Below are 16,862 nucleotides of genomic sequence, written 5' to 3' on the forward strand. Positions count from 1 at the left end.
TATAAAAATATTGTTTTAGTTTGTTATTTAAAAAAGTGTAATGAATTTGGCGTTAGATATAGCTATTAAGCACTTTATTTCAGAGTTGTAGAGGGAGCACCTTTTGCGGTTAAAGATGTTATTGGCTATCTGGTTAGCTGGCTTTTTGGTTATGACTGTATCAGCCAAAAAATTGCCTGATATTGCTCCTGGAGAGTGGTATGCCATACCTCATTCGCAACTTGTTAATTTACCAAAAAAGCCCAAAGTGGCGGGTTCATGGACTGGATTTTCTGCGATAACCGGGGCTTGGTCTGGCGGTGCATTTGATACTCAACAACAACAGTTAATTATTTGGGGAGGCGGGCATCGAGATTACTCTGGTAATGAGTTATATGGTTTTTCTCTTCACTCGCTATCCTGGAAGCGATTAAGCAATGCAGCGAGAAATGTTGATGAAAAAGGCAAGCTTTCTGTCACGGGTTATTATCCTGATGGCAGCCCAAGAGCACGACACACCTATAACACATTACAATATTTAGCTGAACAGAACTTATTCTGTGCTTTTGGTGCTGCGGCAATGTTTCCGTTATCACAACATATGTTGCCTAATACGGATTGTTATGACTTAACGGATAACCGTTGGTTAAGGTTGCCCCCTGTGATGGTGGGAGGATATGGTATTAGCTCAACTTCCGCTTATGACCCTAAATCTGGCTATATTTATAGTCTTGGCAGTGGTGGCGGCTCAGCACTCGTCAGCTATAAGCCTTTGGCACGGAAATGGTTATCTGTGACTGGGGAGCTACCCGGTTGGATAAGTTATGATTATACCGCTGTAATTTCTTCTAAGCCTCATTGGTATGTGTTGGTAGGTAATAAAGAAACACGCTTTATTGATTTACAAAATCCTGATAAGGGTTTACAGGTCTTAAAGACAAAAGGCGATACGGAGATAGAGCAGTTTGCTAATGTTGGACTCAGTGTTCACCAGCCCACGGGGTTGTTAGTTGCTTGGCACAATGGTGCTGAGGTTTATACGTTGAACTTAGAAACAAAGATTTGGAAAAAACATTCTGCTAAGGGCTATGGTCAAGAAAAGGCTGTACCTAAAGCACTGCAAAATGGCACATTTGGACGTTTTCGTTATAGTGAGCAATACGATATTTTTATTTTAGTCAACAGTGTAAATAAGCCTGTTTTTTTGTATCGATTAGCTGAGTAAGGCTTATCCACAGTGCCTTTATAAATATAATACAGGGGGCATAATGCAGACTATTTCGCTGCAAAGCATCTTGCAAACCTATTTACCTGATTTAAAGACTGGCTTATTACGTTGGCATATTGTTTTGGCTGTTTTTTTAATGGGGCTTTTATCGCTGATGTTAGCGCTGGTGTTAATACATTGTGTGGATACACTCATTGCAGTTAATGAACAGCAAAATCAGCATTTAAAAAAAGATGGGTTTGAGGCTGAATTTTTAGTGGCGATAGTCATTGTTACGATGCTGGTTTTTGTTCGGCTATTACAAGGCATTTTAATTAGCCGATATACCGCCAAGTTAGATTATTCATTAAGTCGTTTACAGTACTTAAAACTTTTACAAGGTAAATTAACAACACTGGAACAATTGGGCTATACCCGAATATTTAATAGCATTGAGGCTGTTAAGGCTGTACAAAGTTGTTATCCTGGGCAGATTTTGAGTATTGTCGTTGTTGTCAGCTGGGTGATAATTTATTTATTGTTGATAGGTTGGGTTGAGCTTTCTTTGGTATTTATTCCTCTCTCTGCTTTAGGTGTTTCTTTATTATCATTAAGTATTTTTATTATTAAATCTTCTAGGGTAATACCACTAGCCTATTCAACGGCACAGATTTTTTATGATCATTTGATTAACTTATTACATGGGTGGTATACCGCGAAAGCGCTTTATTTATCGACTCAATTGAAAATTCGCTATGAAACATGCTATGCAAATAAAGTTGAGCAGCAAGTGACGGTTAATCAGTGCTTGGCTAACTTGCATAGTAACTTATCTCTGATTATGAAACTTCTGATTGTTGCCTGTTCAGCTTATGGGGCTATATTGCTTGTTAAGCAGCAAATAACATTAGGAGGACTTATTGGCTGTATATTTTTAGCAATTTGTAGTCTTCATAGTATTTCACTCATTGCGTTTTTTTGTGAAAGTAGACAAAGGATAAAGTATGAATTATCTAGCATTAAGTCATTATTAGAAGTACCTACGGTTAAGTCCTCTGTAAAACAAACGGCATTGCAAATAATTCAAGGGCGTATTGACTGTAATAAGGTGAGCTTTCGATACAGTGAAGAAAATGCCTGGGTTTTATATCAGGTCTCATTACACATTAACCCGGGTGAGTTAGTGGTGCTATCGAGTGAAAATGGTAGTGGAAAATCTACCTTACTTGGTATTTTAAAAGGTATCATTCAGCCTGACCAAGGGGAAGTACTGTTAGATGGTAAACCTCTGGGGAGTTTTAATGATGATGTTTTAATTCAACAAGTGGTGTATTTGCCGCAAAAGGCTGCCTTATTCAGTGGCACAATTATGGAGAATTTAACACTGTTTAGTACTGCCAAAGAAGTGTTGGCGATTGAAGCTGCTAAAACCCTTAATATTGCTGATGCAATTGCACAGTTACCCGATGGCTTTTATACCCTGATAGATGCGGAGCAGCATCAACTACCACAGGGTTTAGTACAACGCATTGCATTTGCGCGGGCAATTGTTTGTCAGCCGAAAGTGCTGCTTGTCGATGATGCCAATAGTGCTGTTGACTTAAAAGGTGATCAAGCCATTATTCGTTTATTAAAGCAATTAAAAGGAATTACCACCATGGTGGTTGCTTCACACCGACCCTCTATTATTCGGTTAGCTGATCATGTTTTTGAGCTCAATAAAGGCCATTTGCTTCGTGAAACACTGCTTTTGCAACAGTAAAACAATTGTGGCAGGTTTCTAGGGAATCAAACGCTATACCTTAAATGAAAGGTATATACTAAGGACTGATAATGTATCTTGAATCAAGTTACAGACCGGCTGATCAGCAAAATAGTTTTAATTATGAGCAAGTTTTAGTCGAACGCCTAGCAACATTTCGTCATACGACTCTTCAAGAAAGGTATCAGCATTCTGATTTGGTTTCGGTGTTGCCTATTTTAGTATTAGCCCAACACTGGCCACTTCATGCTCTGGAGTTTTTGACAGCATTACCCGAAAAAAAACAGCCTGATTTAACCGATATTCGTAATACACTCGCACGCCTTGGTATTTCATCAACCTTGACTAGAGCTACAAAAAAAAATTGGCGTAGTACGTCTTTTCCGGTCATGCACATTCCAAAGAAAGCACCTGCACAAATTGTATTTTCAATGAATGAAGAAGAGGCGTGGATTTACTCAGCAGAGCGATTACAGGTTGAAAAAATCACGGATAAGCATAAATTAACGCGGTTAAATCAAGGATGGCTGTTGACCATTCCCTGCTATAGTAAAAGTGGTATTGAAGGGGCCATTCAAAATTCCTTGAAAAAACCTTGGCAACGAGTATACCCCGTATTGATGATTTGCTGCTTACTAAGCCTGGTTATTACTTGTTTGGCGTTAGCACTACCTTTTTATGTTATGCAAATCGTTGATCAAGTTTGGGGGAGTCAGCGTCTTGACTTATTGATACCGATAACTGCAGGTGTCACAAGCTTGCTTGTCTTGGAGTGGGGAGGGCGACGATTACGAGGTGTTTGTTTACGTTTTGCAGGAAAGCGTGTGGATTACTTAAGCATGCATCGATTATTGAAAAATATTTGGTCAGGCTCTGTTGATGGTTTATCCGGTTCGAGACAGCACTTTTTAATGCACTCTGCAAGGCAGTTTAATGCTATAAGCAAATTAATGAGTGAAGTAAATACAGGAACCGTTTTTGACGCTGCATTTGCGTTAGTATTCGTTGGTGCCCTTTTTATCGTAGCAGGGGCGGCAGGATGGATCGCACTGTCTGGTTTTCTAGTCTTGGTATTGTTTTTCTTATTTCAAGTTAAAGGTTCAACAAAGAAAGAAAACGATATTTCAGGCTCTTGTCATAAGAATGAAGCCATATCTCAATTTAGGGCAATGCGTTTTGCCGCGGCTGTTGAGGTTTGGTTGAGTCGCTTTCAAAAAGCACAAACTCAAGAGAGTCGCCATTTAGCCCAAAAAACTTTTAAGTGCTGCGTTTATGAAAATATTATCGATGTGATTATTTGGGTGACGGTAATCATTTCGGTAAGTTATTCGATATCGTTAGCGTTAAATGGTGTCTTTTCAATAGGAGTGACGCTAGCGGTTATTGTGTTGCTTTGGCAACTATTTACGCCGTTTATGCAATTAAAAAAAATAATCCCTGATTGGCAAGAAGCTAAGTTATCCATGCAGTCTCTTTCCCAAATTTGGCTGGTGCCAGTGAGTTCAGCAGTCATGACTCGGCATGCACCCAGTCAGGTTAAGGGGGCAGTTGCTTTTGAAAATGTTAAGTTTTTTTATCCCCACTCTAATCATGGTATTCAGCAACTCAACTTTAGTATTAATGCTGGTGAAGTGGTCATTGTCACTGGTGGCAATGGGGCTGGTAAAACAACATTGTTAATGTCACTCGCGGGTCTACAGCAGGCACAGGATGGTGTCATTCGCATTGATCGACAAAATATTAATCAATTATCTGTTGGTGTTATGCAATACCTGTGTGCTTATGTTCCTCAGCAGCCAACATTATTCCAAGGGACATTGGCTGATAACCTGAAGATGGCAAACCCTCTTGCGACAGAAGAAGAGTTATGGTCTGTTATTGAGCTATGTCGATTGGATGATATTGTTAGACAATTACCTAAAGGCTTGCAGACTATTTATGATGTGAAGCAACCTTTAGCGTTACCCATCAATATTCAGCAACAGCTTTGTATTGCGCGAGCATTACTTAAACCTGCGCCTGTCCTGTTAATGGATGAGCCTTTTGTAGGACTTGATTATCAAGCTGAGTTGCAGCTATTAGAAGTAATACGGCAGTTGTCTCGGCAAAAGACGGTATTTCTGGTTACACAGCGCCCCAGTCATTTTAAAGTTGCAGATAAAGTCCTGTTACTGGAAGAGGGTAAACAGCGCTATTTTGGTCACCCTGAGCAACTTCTTAAGAAGAAAAGAAGTTCAACTCAAAACGTAATGGCTTAAGCTTGGGTAGGGTAGAAGGAGTTCTGGTAAGAGGGACTCATATAAAGTGGTGCTCTTAACCTGATAAATCACTATACCAAGCTATGGAAAGAGAAAAGATCATGGAGAAAGGACTTTCTACAACATTAGCTCATGTGATTGACGAGCATTCTCGGCAGCAGGCTCATTGGCTTGCGGACCCCGTGTTAAAAGAAGAAGGAGGGCAGGCCTGGATATACTTGAGTTTGTGGGGAATATTTCTGGCTGTACTCATTGTTATTGTTGGCGGCATGGTTTGGCCTGTTGATCAAAGGGTGGTAGCTACTGGTAGTGTTGTTGTACAGGGGGATATAAGGGCAGTTCAGCTTTTTGAGGGAGGTCATATTGCCAGTGTTTTGGTTTCTACAGGACAGTTGGTTGAATCTGGACAAGCTTTACTGGTGATGGATTCAGCTAAGGATCAGCTTGAGCTTAAAAAGTTGAAATCACACCATGAGCGTTTGCTACAGCAGGAGAAAGTGTATCGAACGTTGTTAACAGGGCAGTTGATAGGTGGTTTTGAAAATCCCAAAGAGCAAGCTGCAATGGATGCAGAGATGCGTATTTATTATGATCAGGCAAAAGAGCGTTACTTGGCAAAATTAGCACCAATAAAGCAGCAAATTGCAACGTTAAGCTCCACGTTGCAAGAAGAGCAGGTTAGATTAAATGAACTGCAAGTTAAGAAAACAAAACTTCAGGAAGCTTTTGAGGCTAAGCAGGTATTGTTACAGAAGGGATATATTACTCGACAGCAGCTCAATAGTGCTCAGCAGGATTTGTCTGAGGTTGCATTATTATTCGTACAAGCTGAAGAGAATATTTTAGCAGGTAAAAAGGACTTAGCGAACATTCGTCTACAGTTTCAGCAGTCCAAAGAAGAGGCTAAAAGTCAGTGGACACAACAACTTACTCAGGTTGTAACCCAGCAGACAAAAGCAGTGGAGCATATTGAGCAGGTTGATCAGCGTATTCGTCAGAAGGTTGTTAAGTCACCTATTCGGGGTGTGGTGCAAGCAATAAGGAACACTCAAGACAGCCCTGTGACGGCAGGCGGTATTGTTGCTGAAGTTGTTCCACTTAACCAGTCGTTAGCTGTTGAAGTTAAAGTGAATAAAGAAACGATGAACACGCTGCAAATAGGGCAAGAGGTACGAGTCGCGATTGATGCATTTAGTGTTAATAATGTTGATGCTGTGGCAGGTGTCGTTAAGTCGCTCATAAACAGAAACTATGTTAATGAAGAAGGTTCTTCATATCAAAAAGCGATCATTGAATTGGCGACAGATTTTGTAGGAAATCAAGAAACACGCAATAAAATATTGCCGGGTATGACTGTTCAGGCAAGTATTCAGATAGGTCAACAGCCATTACTGAGCTATTTATTTAACCCGTTATGGCAACATAGAAAACAGCATAAGGACGTGTAAGTAAGCTTTAATTTTTGGGTAATAGGGCATGTAACCAGACAGTTATATTATGTGATTTTGGTTAATAAGAATGCTTAGTTTGCACTTGTTTTGTGAACATTAGGAGCTTATACAAAAGGCATTTGTTATTTTTTTATACTGTTCACAGAAGAAAAAGAGGTATTTTTCTACAAGTCTGTGTTAGACTTACCGAGGTGGAAGCAAGCAGGATGAATAGGAAGGGTGAGTCACTCACCTTGTTTAGAACAAAAAGACTGTTGATCTACTACAGTGTTTACTAAACGTGATGTAAACAGCAGTTGGAGTGATGACGGCCATAATTCGTTCTGGACGTTAATATCGTTTGTAGTGGTATTATCGTTTGGTTATTCCGAATTGTTAGCGTAGAACAAACGGTAATAGACTTTGATGGTATGTAGAACAGCGCTGTAGTGGCATGTAAGTACCCTCATAGCAAGAACATCAACATTTACATTTTAGTAACTAATGACGAAAGTGTACTGCGTGATGGTTATCCGGTTTTGTTCGTGGATGCAAAGTTGTGAAGAACTGATCATCAGTTCTTGATAACCTGCGGAGTTGGCTATAAGCTAATTATCAGCCGGATACGTAACACACCTTGTGTTGTTTCTTTCCGCGAAGATTGATAACAGTTTTGTACATAGTGCATTACTGTCTCAAGATCTACGAAGCTGGTTGTTAGTGAATCGGATAACCTTTTATCCATGCTAGCTCGCCACTTTGGATTAATGTCGGCGTTAAGTCGATGTAAGTGAAAACACCAACGCTAAGTTGGTATCGTGTGAAAATGAGGGTTTTATGGCTGGTCAATTAGTTACTGGCGTGGTTAAGTGGTTCAATGACGAGAAAGGTTTCGGTTTCATTGAGCGTGAGGGTGGTTCTGATGTATTCGTACATTTCCGTGCGATCAACGGTACTGGAAGACGTACGTTGAGAGAAGGACAAAAAGTGACTTTTGAGGTAACTCAAGGTCAAAAAGGTCCTCAAGCGGAAAATGTTACGCCAGTAGCCTAATCATTCCTACCGGTGCTGTAGGAGATTAATAGCAATATTGTCTCTTGCAGTGCCTGGTAACTAGACTTCTACCTATTCTTATATAAATCTCCTTTCAGTAAAAACTCCCTTCTAATCTACTTTTGAATCTTTTCTGCTTAACTGTAAATGCGCTTAAGTGGTTAAAAGTGATTCTATTGATAATCTGTTGCTTTCTCTTTGAGTTTGTCTTTTAAAAGTACTAAACAAAAACGTTTTTTATCAAAAATATACATATATCACAGTGTAAATTACTGGGTATACCTATCTTGAGTTATGTTTAGCTTTTAGTAAAACATGATGAAGACACAGTAAAGGCTATATATATCGCTCTGTTTAGATATAATACGGCCTGAAATCTGTTGTATACCAATCTATAGGTATAAAACAGGGATACAATTCTAGATTTTTACTTTTTTTAATTTAGTGATACTCAAGGATGATTCTGTGTATAGATTAGTTCGTGATTTTATAGTTAGTCTGTTTATTGTTATAGTTTTACTCCCTACATACGGATGGTCATCGCAAACAGTTGAAGAAGCAAGGATTGACCAGGCACAGCAACACATTCCCAATCAGGTGAACAAGTATCACTCTCTTATCGCAACATTTACCCAAAGTCTAACACGCATCACAAATTACTCGCAGCTAGTGGCATTAATTGACAGAACAGGAGACCAGCTGTGGCAGCAGTCTGTCAGTGATAATCAGGCTGGGGCTTTATATGATGATCGTGCACTTTATTGGGGTAGATTACAATTAACTCAGCACTTAAAAAATACAGAGTTGCAGTTTCAGATAACTTCTAGCCAACTTAATCATGTTTTATGGCGTCTAGAGTTAGCCAGTCGTGGAGCACTACAGGCTACTTTTAAAAACAACACGACACATAAAGTGTTCATCACAGGCTTTGACCCTTTTCAGCTTGATAGTAATATCCGCCAAAGCAACCCTGCGGGTGTTACTGCGCTAATGTTGGACAATACAATCATTCGAGATGGTAATAAGACAATTGAAGTACAGGCAATTAACTTTCCTGTGCGTTTTGCTGATTTTGATAAAGGTATAGTTGAAACTGCATTAACACCTGTCTTATCCACTAACCAAGCTGATCTTGTGATGACGGTCAGCATGGGGCGCTCTGTGTTTGATCTGGAACGCTTTCCTGGGTTACGACGTTCTTCATCAGCACCTGATAACCTTAATGTTTACTCTGGAGGAAGCTATAGCCAGCCAATTCGCCCTCTATTGAATGGAGTAGAGTTAAAGGGGCAAGAATTTATTGAGTTTTCACTGCCTGTTCAGGACATGCTACAGGTGCAGCAACCTTTTGCTATCCGTGATAATCGTCGAGTTATATCATTAACGGGTGTTTATTATCCCGAAAGTTTATCTGAGCTTAAAGGCGAAATATCTATTGAAGGTTCTGGTGGTGGCTATTTATCAAATGAAATTTCGTACCGTACACTGTGGTTAAGACAACAAATGCGCAGTACTGTGCCAATGGGACATCTTCATACGCCTCGCCTCTATGGTTATAATCAACCTATGTTGAAAAAAATAGTTCAGCAAATTAAAACAATTATTAAAAAAGGTGTCTAAATAGTAATGACTTCAATTTAATTATTGACACAGCCCTAATATTTTATTCGCTGTGAGTGTAGGAGTTAATTTAATGATCGGCTATGTGTTATTTGAAGATCGATCAAAAATAGGTAAGCCATTAACCCAGCATAAAGGTGTATCTGTTTATCATAATGGCCAGCTATACGCTGAAAGTTATGGCAGACATTATAGTCCTGATGGTTATTACTACGGCCAGAAATGGCAGTGTGTTGAATTTGTAAAACGCTTTTTCTTTCTGGCTAAACAGCATCGTATGCCTAATGTTTGGGGGCATGCGAAGGATTTTTTTGATTCAAGCATAAATCACGGCGAATTAAATAAGCAAAGAGGGCTTGTACAATTTTTTAATGGTAAAGAGCAGGCTCCTCAATTAGATGATCTACTTGTTTTTCAAGATACTTTGTATGGACATGTTGCTGTGGTCAGTGAAGTTGGAAAAAACTGGGTTGAAGTGGTACAGCAGAATATTTATGGAAAACCTCGACAACGTTTTTCATTAGCACATGAAAAAAATTTATATTCAATTCTTGCGCCGCGTAGACCGGCAGGTTGGCTACGCATAGCGCAGCATTAAAAATCCTTCGCTGCAGACCTTGTCCAAAGTTTGCATCATGCATGTTTAACATGCTGCAAATCTTTCCCTGAGTATTAGGTAGCCGCATCCTTGCGGTACCCTCTATCTTTCATTGGATATTTTTATATGTGATTCCCCTAAGCGTAGGGGCAGTCACTTTTCACTTAAGACAAGCGATTTATCACTGCATTTGCTGTTAATACGTCATTATTGACATGGCTGATATTGTTAGTACTCGTCAGGGAGTCATCATGTTCAGCGGGCATACTACTAATGGCATGAGCAAGTTGACTCACCTGGTGATGCTTGCCTTGGCGGTCTTCAATAACAATATTTTGTTTAGTATTAAACCACCCTTTTAAAATTATCGCTTGCTGTTCATGAGCCGCATTCTGCAAAATGAGGCTTTGTTTATTACGTTGGATACCCAGGTGTTTTAAGTCCAAACTTCGCCAGTGAATAGTATCTAAGCTACCATCTGTTTTCTGACTATTTAGCACTAATGTCGTATAGGTATTATCAAGGCAATAATTATCATTGCCTAACCCTCCTTCTATCATAAATACACCATGGTTTAATTTAATACTATCAGCGTGATCGCTTAGTCTGATGACCAGCGGTGACTCCGTGAAAGTATTGGATTCGTTGAACGCACTATAATGACTGAATTTAACATTTCCCTGTTTTCCTGATTGATGCCAGGTATATTGGTTTTGTGTTAAGTCTAACGTGTAGTGAGTAGATGAGGCGTGAGATAAATCGAGGAGTTTAAGTGATATTTCACCTTGCTTATTGAGTGTGTAATGCCGTTCACCCTCATTTATTGATTGACTATTACTAACAATAAGCGCAAGGTTTTGCTGATTTTTTAATGCATGTTTTATTGTTAATTGGGTATTTCCGTAATGAGCGTTAATCACCTGTTTTTTAAGACTGTCGATTTTAAATAAGTTGTTTTGACCAGAAATTAGGTGAATAGTATCCATGTGCTCATCTGAGGCTCGGGTGTCGATGATCGACCGGCCATCATTTGTTGTGATCTGATAGGTGTCTGCACCTTGTCCTCCTATGGCCAATCCGCCTTCTTCACCCAGAACAAGAATATCATCGCCTGCTTCACCATAGAGTTGATCTACTCCGGCACCTCCCACAAGCATATTGCTTTGTTGGTTGCCTTTTATGATGTCACTTACTTGAGATCCTTTAACATGGTTAATTTGTTGGCTTAGCATAGATTGAACAGCTTGTTGATCAAATTGTAGCGTGTGTTGGTTAAGATCTACTCGCGTTATATTTTTCAAATTAGTGTGGGATAACAGCAATGAGTCAACAACAATGGTTGGATTGTTTTCACGGGGTTCACTTGTAGTCGCTTTATGACTATTTACACTGAAATTATACTGGTTGCCCAATGTGTCCATTAACGAAATGTGCTGATAAGCTCGACTTTTAAAATAATGTTTGATTGTCGCGATTTGAGTTTTATCCTTTGTTTGTGACGTTAAAAATGAGCGAATTTCTGCAAAAGTAGCTAGGTATTCTGCTGTAGATGAGTTTGAGGTGAACTTGTTAATCCAATCTTGTACATAATACGTTGAAAGATTGTGCTTCATTAACTGTTGCTCGATTATTTGCTGTGCTTCTTGTTTAAATGTTGCTGAGGATAAGGCGGATTTTAAGAGTACTGTTATATAATGCTGAATCCGTTGTGATACTATCCAGCCAGTATTGACCTGTAAAATTAAGTCATCATCTTTACTGGATTTTTTAGCTGTAAGCGTCTTGAGATTGGTAATCAGAAAGTCTGTTGTAGGGCTTGTAGGTAAATTAGTTTGAGGATGCTGAGTGTGATAATTCGCATGATGTTTTGCTTGAAAATCAATCGTGTGTTGCCAGTCATTGGATAAATAACTAATACCTCTATCTCGCAGAGACTTGGCTGATGCATAATAGTCGTCGTATAACTCCTGCCAGTTTTTCTGGTAGTGATTATCGAAGTTATTGATGATATCTATGCTGTCGGCTGCAATGATATCTTGCATTTGGATAATATAACTATCATGACCTTTACCTCCTTCAAGTAGATCATTGCCTTCACCACCAGCTAAATGATCATTCCCTTCGTTGCCTACTAATTTATCATTACCAGCAAAACCTGTAAGGGTATTGTCTTTGGCATTACCAATAAATTGGTCGTTGTGGTCTGAGCCAATTAAATGTTCAATATCTTTAATGATAAAGCCATAGGTATGACTTGTTCGTCCTAAACTTTTTGTCAGATCAATGTTAACCGAGTAATGGGAGCCTTTGGGTGGTGAGGTAAAATAGTTACGAACAGAAAAAGTATCTTCACCCTGGCCACCGATAAATTCAGATCGGCCATTGTCGGCATTACCTTCACCATGACGCCAGCGTAGTAATTCGAATATATCACTTTTATTGCCACCAAAAAGGTGTTTTCTTCCCCAGCCCGATACTTGAAAAATATTGCGTCGGTTTAAGTCCCCCTGTGCCATATCATAGCCATTGCCTAGCATGATGAGGGTAGCACCATCAGGATTCAAGTTGTCTAAAGCCTTAACTAATGCAGGTTTTGGTGTTTGTCCAAAGACATGGCCAGGGGCATAAGGTGGTTTATGAGCGTTATAGCGAGCCATTTGCTCAGATGATAATTGATAGTAATCGTGCCGTCCGGAAATGCCACCAATGACTTTTCCATAACTTGTTTCGATATGGCCTGCGCTGTACACAAGTTTATCAATACCGTTTTTCTGTAGTTGCTCGAACTGTTTGCTCATTTGAGCCTGATAAGCCGCAAAGGTTTGGTTATAGGCTGCTTTATTTTGCACATCTTCAGGTACAGGAAAACCAAAAAACACGGCAATACCTGTACGCCACAAGTCGCCTTCACTGATACCTGCAGAACGAAGGCTTTGAGTAACTCGTACCGCATTATAAATACCTTGCGCGATACTGATTGCCAAGCCAATAGCAACACCGATAGGGCCTGCAGTAGCTGATACTAAGGACGCAATACCTGTGACAACAGAAATAATTGTACCTGCTACAGCTAAAGAGCCTGAAACAATAGCGTCAATCCGTTCATTACCTTGAGTATTGGCTGCGGTTTTGAAAGCATCTATGGCATACCATGTGCCAATGCCTGCCCCAACAAAGTTGGTAAAGGCGCCTAGTTTTCCTGCAACACTGGATAATCGACTGGATAAAGAATGAATACGGCGGCTGTTGGCTAATACATCCAGTGTGACATCCAATGTGTCCATAGACACTGCAATGCCTTCTCGTGAGGCATTGTAAGTATCACCTTGGTGAGCTGCATTTATTGTTTGATAGAGGCCACCTGGTAATCGGCTTAACTGAAGCCCTAAATTAATTCGAGATAAATGACTCGTTAAACGTTGCAGTTTATGTTTTCCATGCTGCTGTGGAGCATAAAATGTTTTGCTATGTTGTTCGATAGTATGTAAATGTTTTAAGGTGTTTAATAGTTGATCATTAATTACATTAAGTTGAGTACTGGCTTTGTCTAGTTGTTGAATAGCGTTAAGTTGTGTATTGAGTCGTTGCTGTGCTGCCTCATTGCCTGAAAGTGTTAATGAAACACTTTCGTGTTTAGACATGATGAGTGTTTTTGTTAAGGATAATAGGTGATCTGCTTGGTCGCCGTTCACCTGCTTTAGTAATTGCTCAATGTGTTCAGCATTTAATGATAAGGACTGATTTTCAAGTAAGTTAAGGTTGGTGAGAGAAGCCAATTCATTGACAGAAATTAATTGATTATTGTGGGTGAGACCCAGCTGCCAGACATCAATACGAGACAACTTATGGTCCCCAAGAGAAATGCTGCCAAATCGTTGATCAGCCAATAACAGTGTTTCCCACTCAGGGATATAGGTTGTCGTCAGTTGTTGTAATGATTTGACATGGTCTTGTTGTAATTGGGGCGGCTGATACACATTAAGCTGCCAAGGCTGCCTGTTTAAACCAAGTTCGGCTAGCAATGTTTTTAGTGAGGATAGCTTAGGGAGCTGCCACGTTTGGGCTGTGGCAGGATCATAGACTGCAAGATGATTTTTGTATTGAATCACTGCCAGTATGCGGTCGCTAATTGATAATTCTAGCAACTGAGAAGCATTATTGGCTGTGTTATTGACGTTATCGCGCAGTTTATTGATTAAATGTGAAACTTTTTGCCCATTGGCAAATGCTTTTTTCTTTCCAACGGGTAGCGCTCTAATTTTTGCTACAAACTCTATTTGTTGGTGATGGTCTGGTAGGTGAGATAAAGTGGTTAATTTATTGTGGTTAGCTGCAAACGTCACTGCTTGAAAAATACTGTACTTTCCTGCGGCTAAAAAAGCACTCGTTAGCTCGTGACTGGTTAAACCTAATCGGTGTTTAGCATGGCTTTCTGCTTCTAGGATGGGACTCAGTAATTCACTGAGTTCAACTTGATTACGAATACCATGCATAATGGGTCGCAATACATTGGAGCGTAAAATTCGTTTACCTAAACTATTTAATGCACTGGCAAAGGCACTCCGAGCATCGTGACCAAATAAACTGCTAATGCCTTCTTTGTGAAAAAAGAGCCCATATAAAATTTCTTGTGCTGTTGGGGATAGCCGTTCAGGATTTTGTAAATCATGTAGAAACTTTTCCCGCTCAAACATGAGCACAGTGGTTTTTTTATGCCCCCAGGAAATACGAAACAGTGGTCTTATTGGTTCTGCTTTAGGACCTCTGACAAGCTCAATCACATGGATAATGGGGCTAAGTGGGTTGGGAATATTCCAGGGGAGTTTACTTTTTACAGCGCTTATTTCACTTACATAGTCACTGACATTGACAGTAAGCTTACGGCGGACAGCGGTATCATTTACTAAATAACTAACAATCCTACGTTCTAAATCATGACCAAAGCCTAGTTCATCCGCAAAGGCAAAAAGCTGCTCTACACTGTCAGCTAAGGAAAGAGGCTTGGTTTGATAAGGCTGTTGGTTATGTAATGCTTTTAAATGACCACTTATTTGATTAAATAAATCCCACTGTGCTAGGCCATGTTGAAGATTTGTTGTGCTATCTAATAAGGTTGATTTCGACTTGGCTAGTTTAAGCGCATGGTCAATGAGCTTGAGATCATCGGGTGACTGTTCTATTTTAAGCAGTGCTTCTTTATAAAGCTGTCGATAGTTATCGCTTCTTTTATCAAACTGTTTATGAAGTTTATTTAATAGCTTCTCAACGGTTAACTCGGAATTTTTAATAATTTGTCGGTATATTTTCTGCCAAACTCGAGCTTGTGCTTGGTCTTTGGCAAAGTGGTATAGATCATTAATACGACGCAATAATGTCGAACGTAGTGATTCGTCAGTTTCGGCTTCGCGGGTTAAAATGTTTTTTTCTGTATCGGTGGGTGTTTCAATAAGATTAAAGGTGCGGTTCATATATTGTGCCATTGCCTGGCTAAAACCTACACCACCAATGGTGGCACCAACACCAGTAAATAATAAAGCGTTTATGCCAATACCATAAGGTCCCCCCAAAATCATGCATAACTGACCAGCTGTGAGTATTGTGCTGCCAAATGTATCAATGATATGTGCATTACGTTGATTGCGATAAAAACGATCAATGAGATGGCTGACTTCTTTGAGTGAGCTATTGGATTTTAATAGGTCATTATTACGCAAAGTATGTAACCAGTCTTGAATGTTTTTAGTTTCATGAATACCAATACCGGCTTTGGCTAAACCTGCAAGTACCATTTGCGATTGACCAATGACATTAAAACCGTCACCAATAACGCCTAATGTTTCACTGAAGGGAAGTGTTGCATTACCTGACAACAGTTGTGTAGTTGCACGACTTTCAAATGCTAGCATCCCCCAGTACATTGAACTTAAACCAGACTCCGTAAAATTTGCGGCAAGTCTGCTTTCCACAAAAGATAACCAGCGTTCCTCATGTAAGCTTCTGTATTCTGCAAGCTTTTGTAATGTGTCTTGAGTTTGCGGTGATTTAGGATCGAAAAGTGTGTTATGGCTTAGCAGCAATAATAATTTTTTTAAAGTGTCTGGGTAGTTGTCCTGATGATTATGGGGATAATTAATTAAGCTTTGTAGTCGATGACGCTCAGTGGTAATTAACGTAATAAGCTCATTCAGTTGTTTAAGTTGGTCGTTGAGGGGGAGGGGATCATTTTTTGTTAATGTTTGAAACTGTTGAAGTACTGCTTTTTTAAACTGTAGATGTCTTATAATGAGTTCTTGATCTGTGGATAGTGTTGGGCTTTCGATCAGCTGATGTTTCCACTCTAGTTCTGATTTTAATGTATTAATCAATTCTTCTTGTAACTCAGTGAGCTTGCTTTTGAGTTCACTGAGTGCTTCACTGGCTTCATTACGCTCTTCCATGGCACCTAACCAGCCTTTGTGAACAACTGCGATAAAGCCAGGGTATAAGCCCGTTGCTTGTACTGCTTGCACTAATTTTTTTGGTAGGCCCGAATTTTCAAGGCTTACTGCCAAGTCATCACCACCATCAATCACGACGACTGGCCCTGACTCGGTGTTGCTAAGGGAGTGAACAGTATGTCCATTGCGCCCTCTTAGCTTACGGAAAAGCCAGGCTAAATGTTTTGATCGACGACGAATGAAGCCTTTTTCTAGTGATTGTTTAGCATCAGTCAAGCTCACAAACCGCATGGTTTGCGAAAGGGGACCACCCTGAACTTTCCATTTAAAACCTGCTTCATCAATTGCAGTGATTGATACATCATAAGTGTCAGTCAACCAACGTTGTAATTCTTGAGTGGCCGGTATTTCCCAAATTGTCATATTCTACAACTCCATGCTATGACATAAAAAGGTGGGCAGTATAGAATCAAAGATGAGAATGATTTGTATTTAACATTTGTATTTTTGTAACGATT

8 protein-coding genes are annotated in these 16,862 nt (G+C 39.7%); 7 read left to right on the forward strand and 1 reads right to left on the reverse strand.

Going from position 1 to position 16,862, the window contains the following annotated elements; genetic code table 11:
• Positions 1–103: 103 nt before the first annotated feature.
• The 7 genes from KHS79_RS16130 (at position 104) to KHS79_RS16160 (ending at position 9,907) form a co-directional block, all read left to right on the forward strand.
• Positions 104–1,204 (forward strand): hypothetical protein, encoded by a 1,101-nt coding sequence (locus tag KHS79_RS16130; protein WP_212720303.1) that lies wholly within the window; start codon positions 104–106, stop codon positions 1,202–1,204.
• 43 nt (positions 1,205–1,247) lie between these two features.
• Positions 1,248–2,948, forward strand: coding sequence for an ATP-binding cassette domain-containing protein (locus KHS79_RS16135; RefSeq protein WP_212720304.1), 1,701 nt, complete (start codon positions 1,248–1,250; stop codon positions 2,946–2,948).
• Between the two features lie 71 nt (positions 2,949–3,019).
• The gene (locus tag KHS79_RS16140; RefSeq protein ID WP_212720305.1) at positions 3,020–5,206 is read left to right on the forward strand and encodes an ATP-binding cassette domain-containing protein; all 2,187 of its coding nucleotides are present in this window, start codon (positions 3,020–3,022) and stop codon (positions 5,204–5,206) included.
• A 101-nt stretch (positions 5,207–5,307) separates the two neighbouring features.
• On the forward strand, positions 5,308–6,654 hold the full coding sequence (locus KHS79_RS16145) for an HlyD family type I secretion periplasmic adaptor subunit (protein WP_212720306.1): 1,347 nt from the start codon (positions 5,308–5,310) through the stop codon (positions 6,652–6,654).
• An 819-nt stretch (positions 6,655–7,473) separates the two neighbouring features.
• Positions 7,474–7,689, forward strand: coding sequence for a cold-shock protein (locus tag KHS79_RS16150; protein WP_027708804.1), 216 nt, complete (start codon positions 7,474–7,476; stop codon positions 7,687–7,689).
• 465 nt (positions 7,690–8,154) lie between these two features.
• Positions 8,155–9,309, forward strand: a complete 1,155-nt coding sequence (locus KHS79_RS16155) for a hypothetical protein (protein WP_212720308.1) — start codon at positions 8,155–8,157, stop codon at positions 9,307–9,309.
• A 73-nt stretch (positions 9,310–9,382) separates the two neighbouring features.
• Entirely contained in the window at positions 9,383–9,907 is a 525-nt protein-coding gene (locus KHS79_RS16160; RefSeq protein WP_212720310.1) for a CHAP domain-containing protein, read from the forward strand.
• 164 nt (positions 9,908–10,071) lie between these two features.
• Here the strand turns inward: KHS79_RS16160 and KHS79_RS16165 are convergent, their stop codons facing one another.
• A complete protein-coding gene (locus tag KHS79_RS16165) occupies positions 10,072–16,767 on the reverse strand; it encodes a calcium-binding protein (protein WP_212720312.1) in 6,696 nt (2,231 codons plus the stop codon).
• Positions 16,768–16,862: the final 95 nt, after the last annotated feature.

The sequence above is a fragment of the Zooshikella ganghwensis genome, from assembly GCF_018263875.1.
Lineage (GTDB): Bacteria > Pseudomonadota > Gammaproteobacteria > Pseudomonadales > Zooshikellaceae > Zooshikella > Zooshikella ganghwensis.

Excerpts from the sequence above, each read along its gene's own strand:
- KHS79_RS16150 (WP_027708804.1), top strand. The coding sequence starts at position 7,474 with ATGGCTGGTCAATTAGTTACTGGCGTGGTTAAGTGGTTCAATGACGAG.
- KHS79_RS16160 (WP_212720310.1), top strand. The coding sequence starts at position 9,383 with ATGATCGGCTATGTGTTATTTGAAGATCGATCAAAAATAGGTAAGCCA.
- KHS79_RS16145 (WP_212720306.1), top strand. The coding sequence starts at position 5,308 with ATGGAGAAAGGACTTTCTACAACATTAGCTCATGTGATTGACGAGCAT.
- KHS79_RS16140 (WP_212720305.1), top strand. The coding sequence starts at position 3,020 with ATGTATCTTGAATCAAGTTACAGACCGGCTGATCAGCAAAATAGTTTT.
- KHS79_RS16165 (WP_212720312.1), bottom strand. The coding sequence starts at position 16,767 with ATGACAATTTGGGAAATACCGGCCACTCAAGAATTACAACGTTGGTTG.
- KHS79_RS16135 (WP_212720304.1), top strand. The coding sequence starts at position 1,248 with ATGCAGACTATTTCGCTGCAAAGCATCTTGCAAACCTATTTACCTGAT.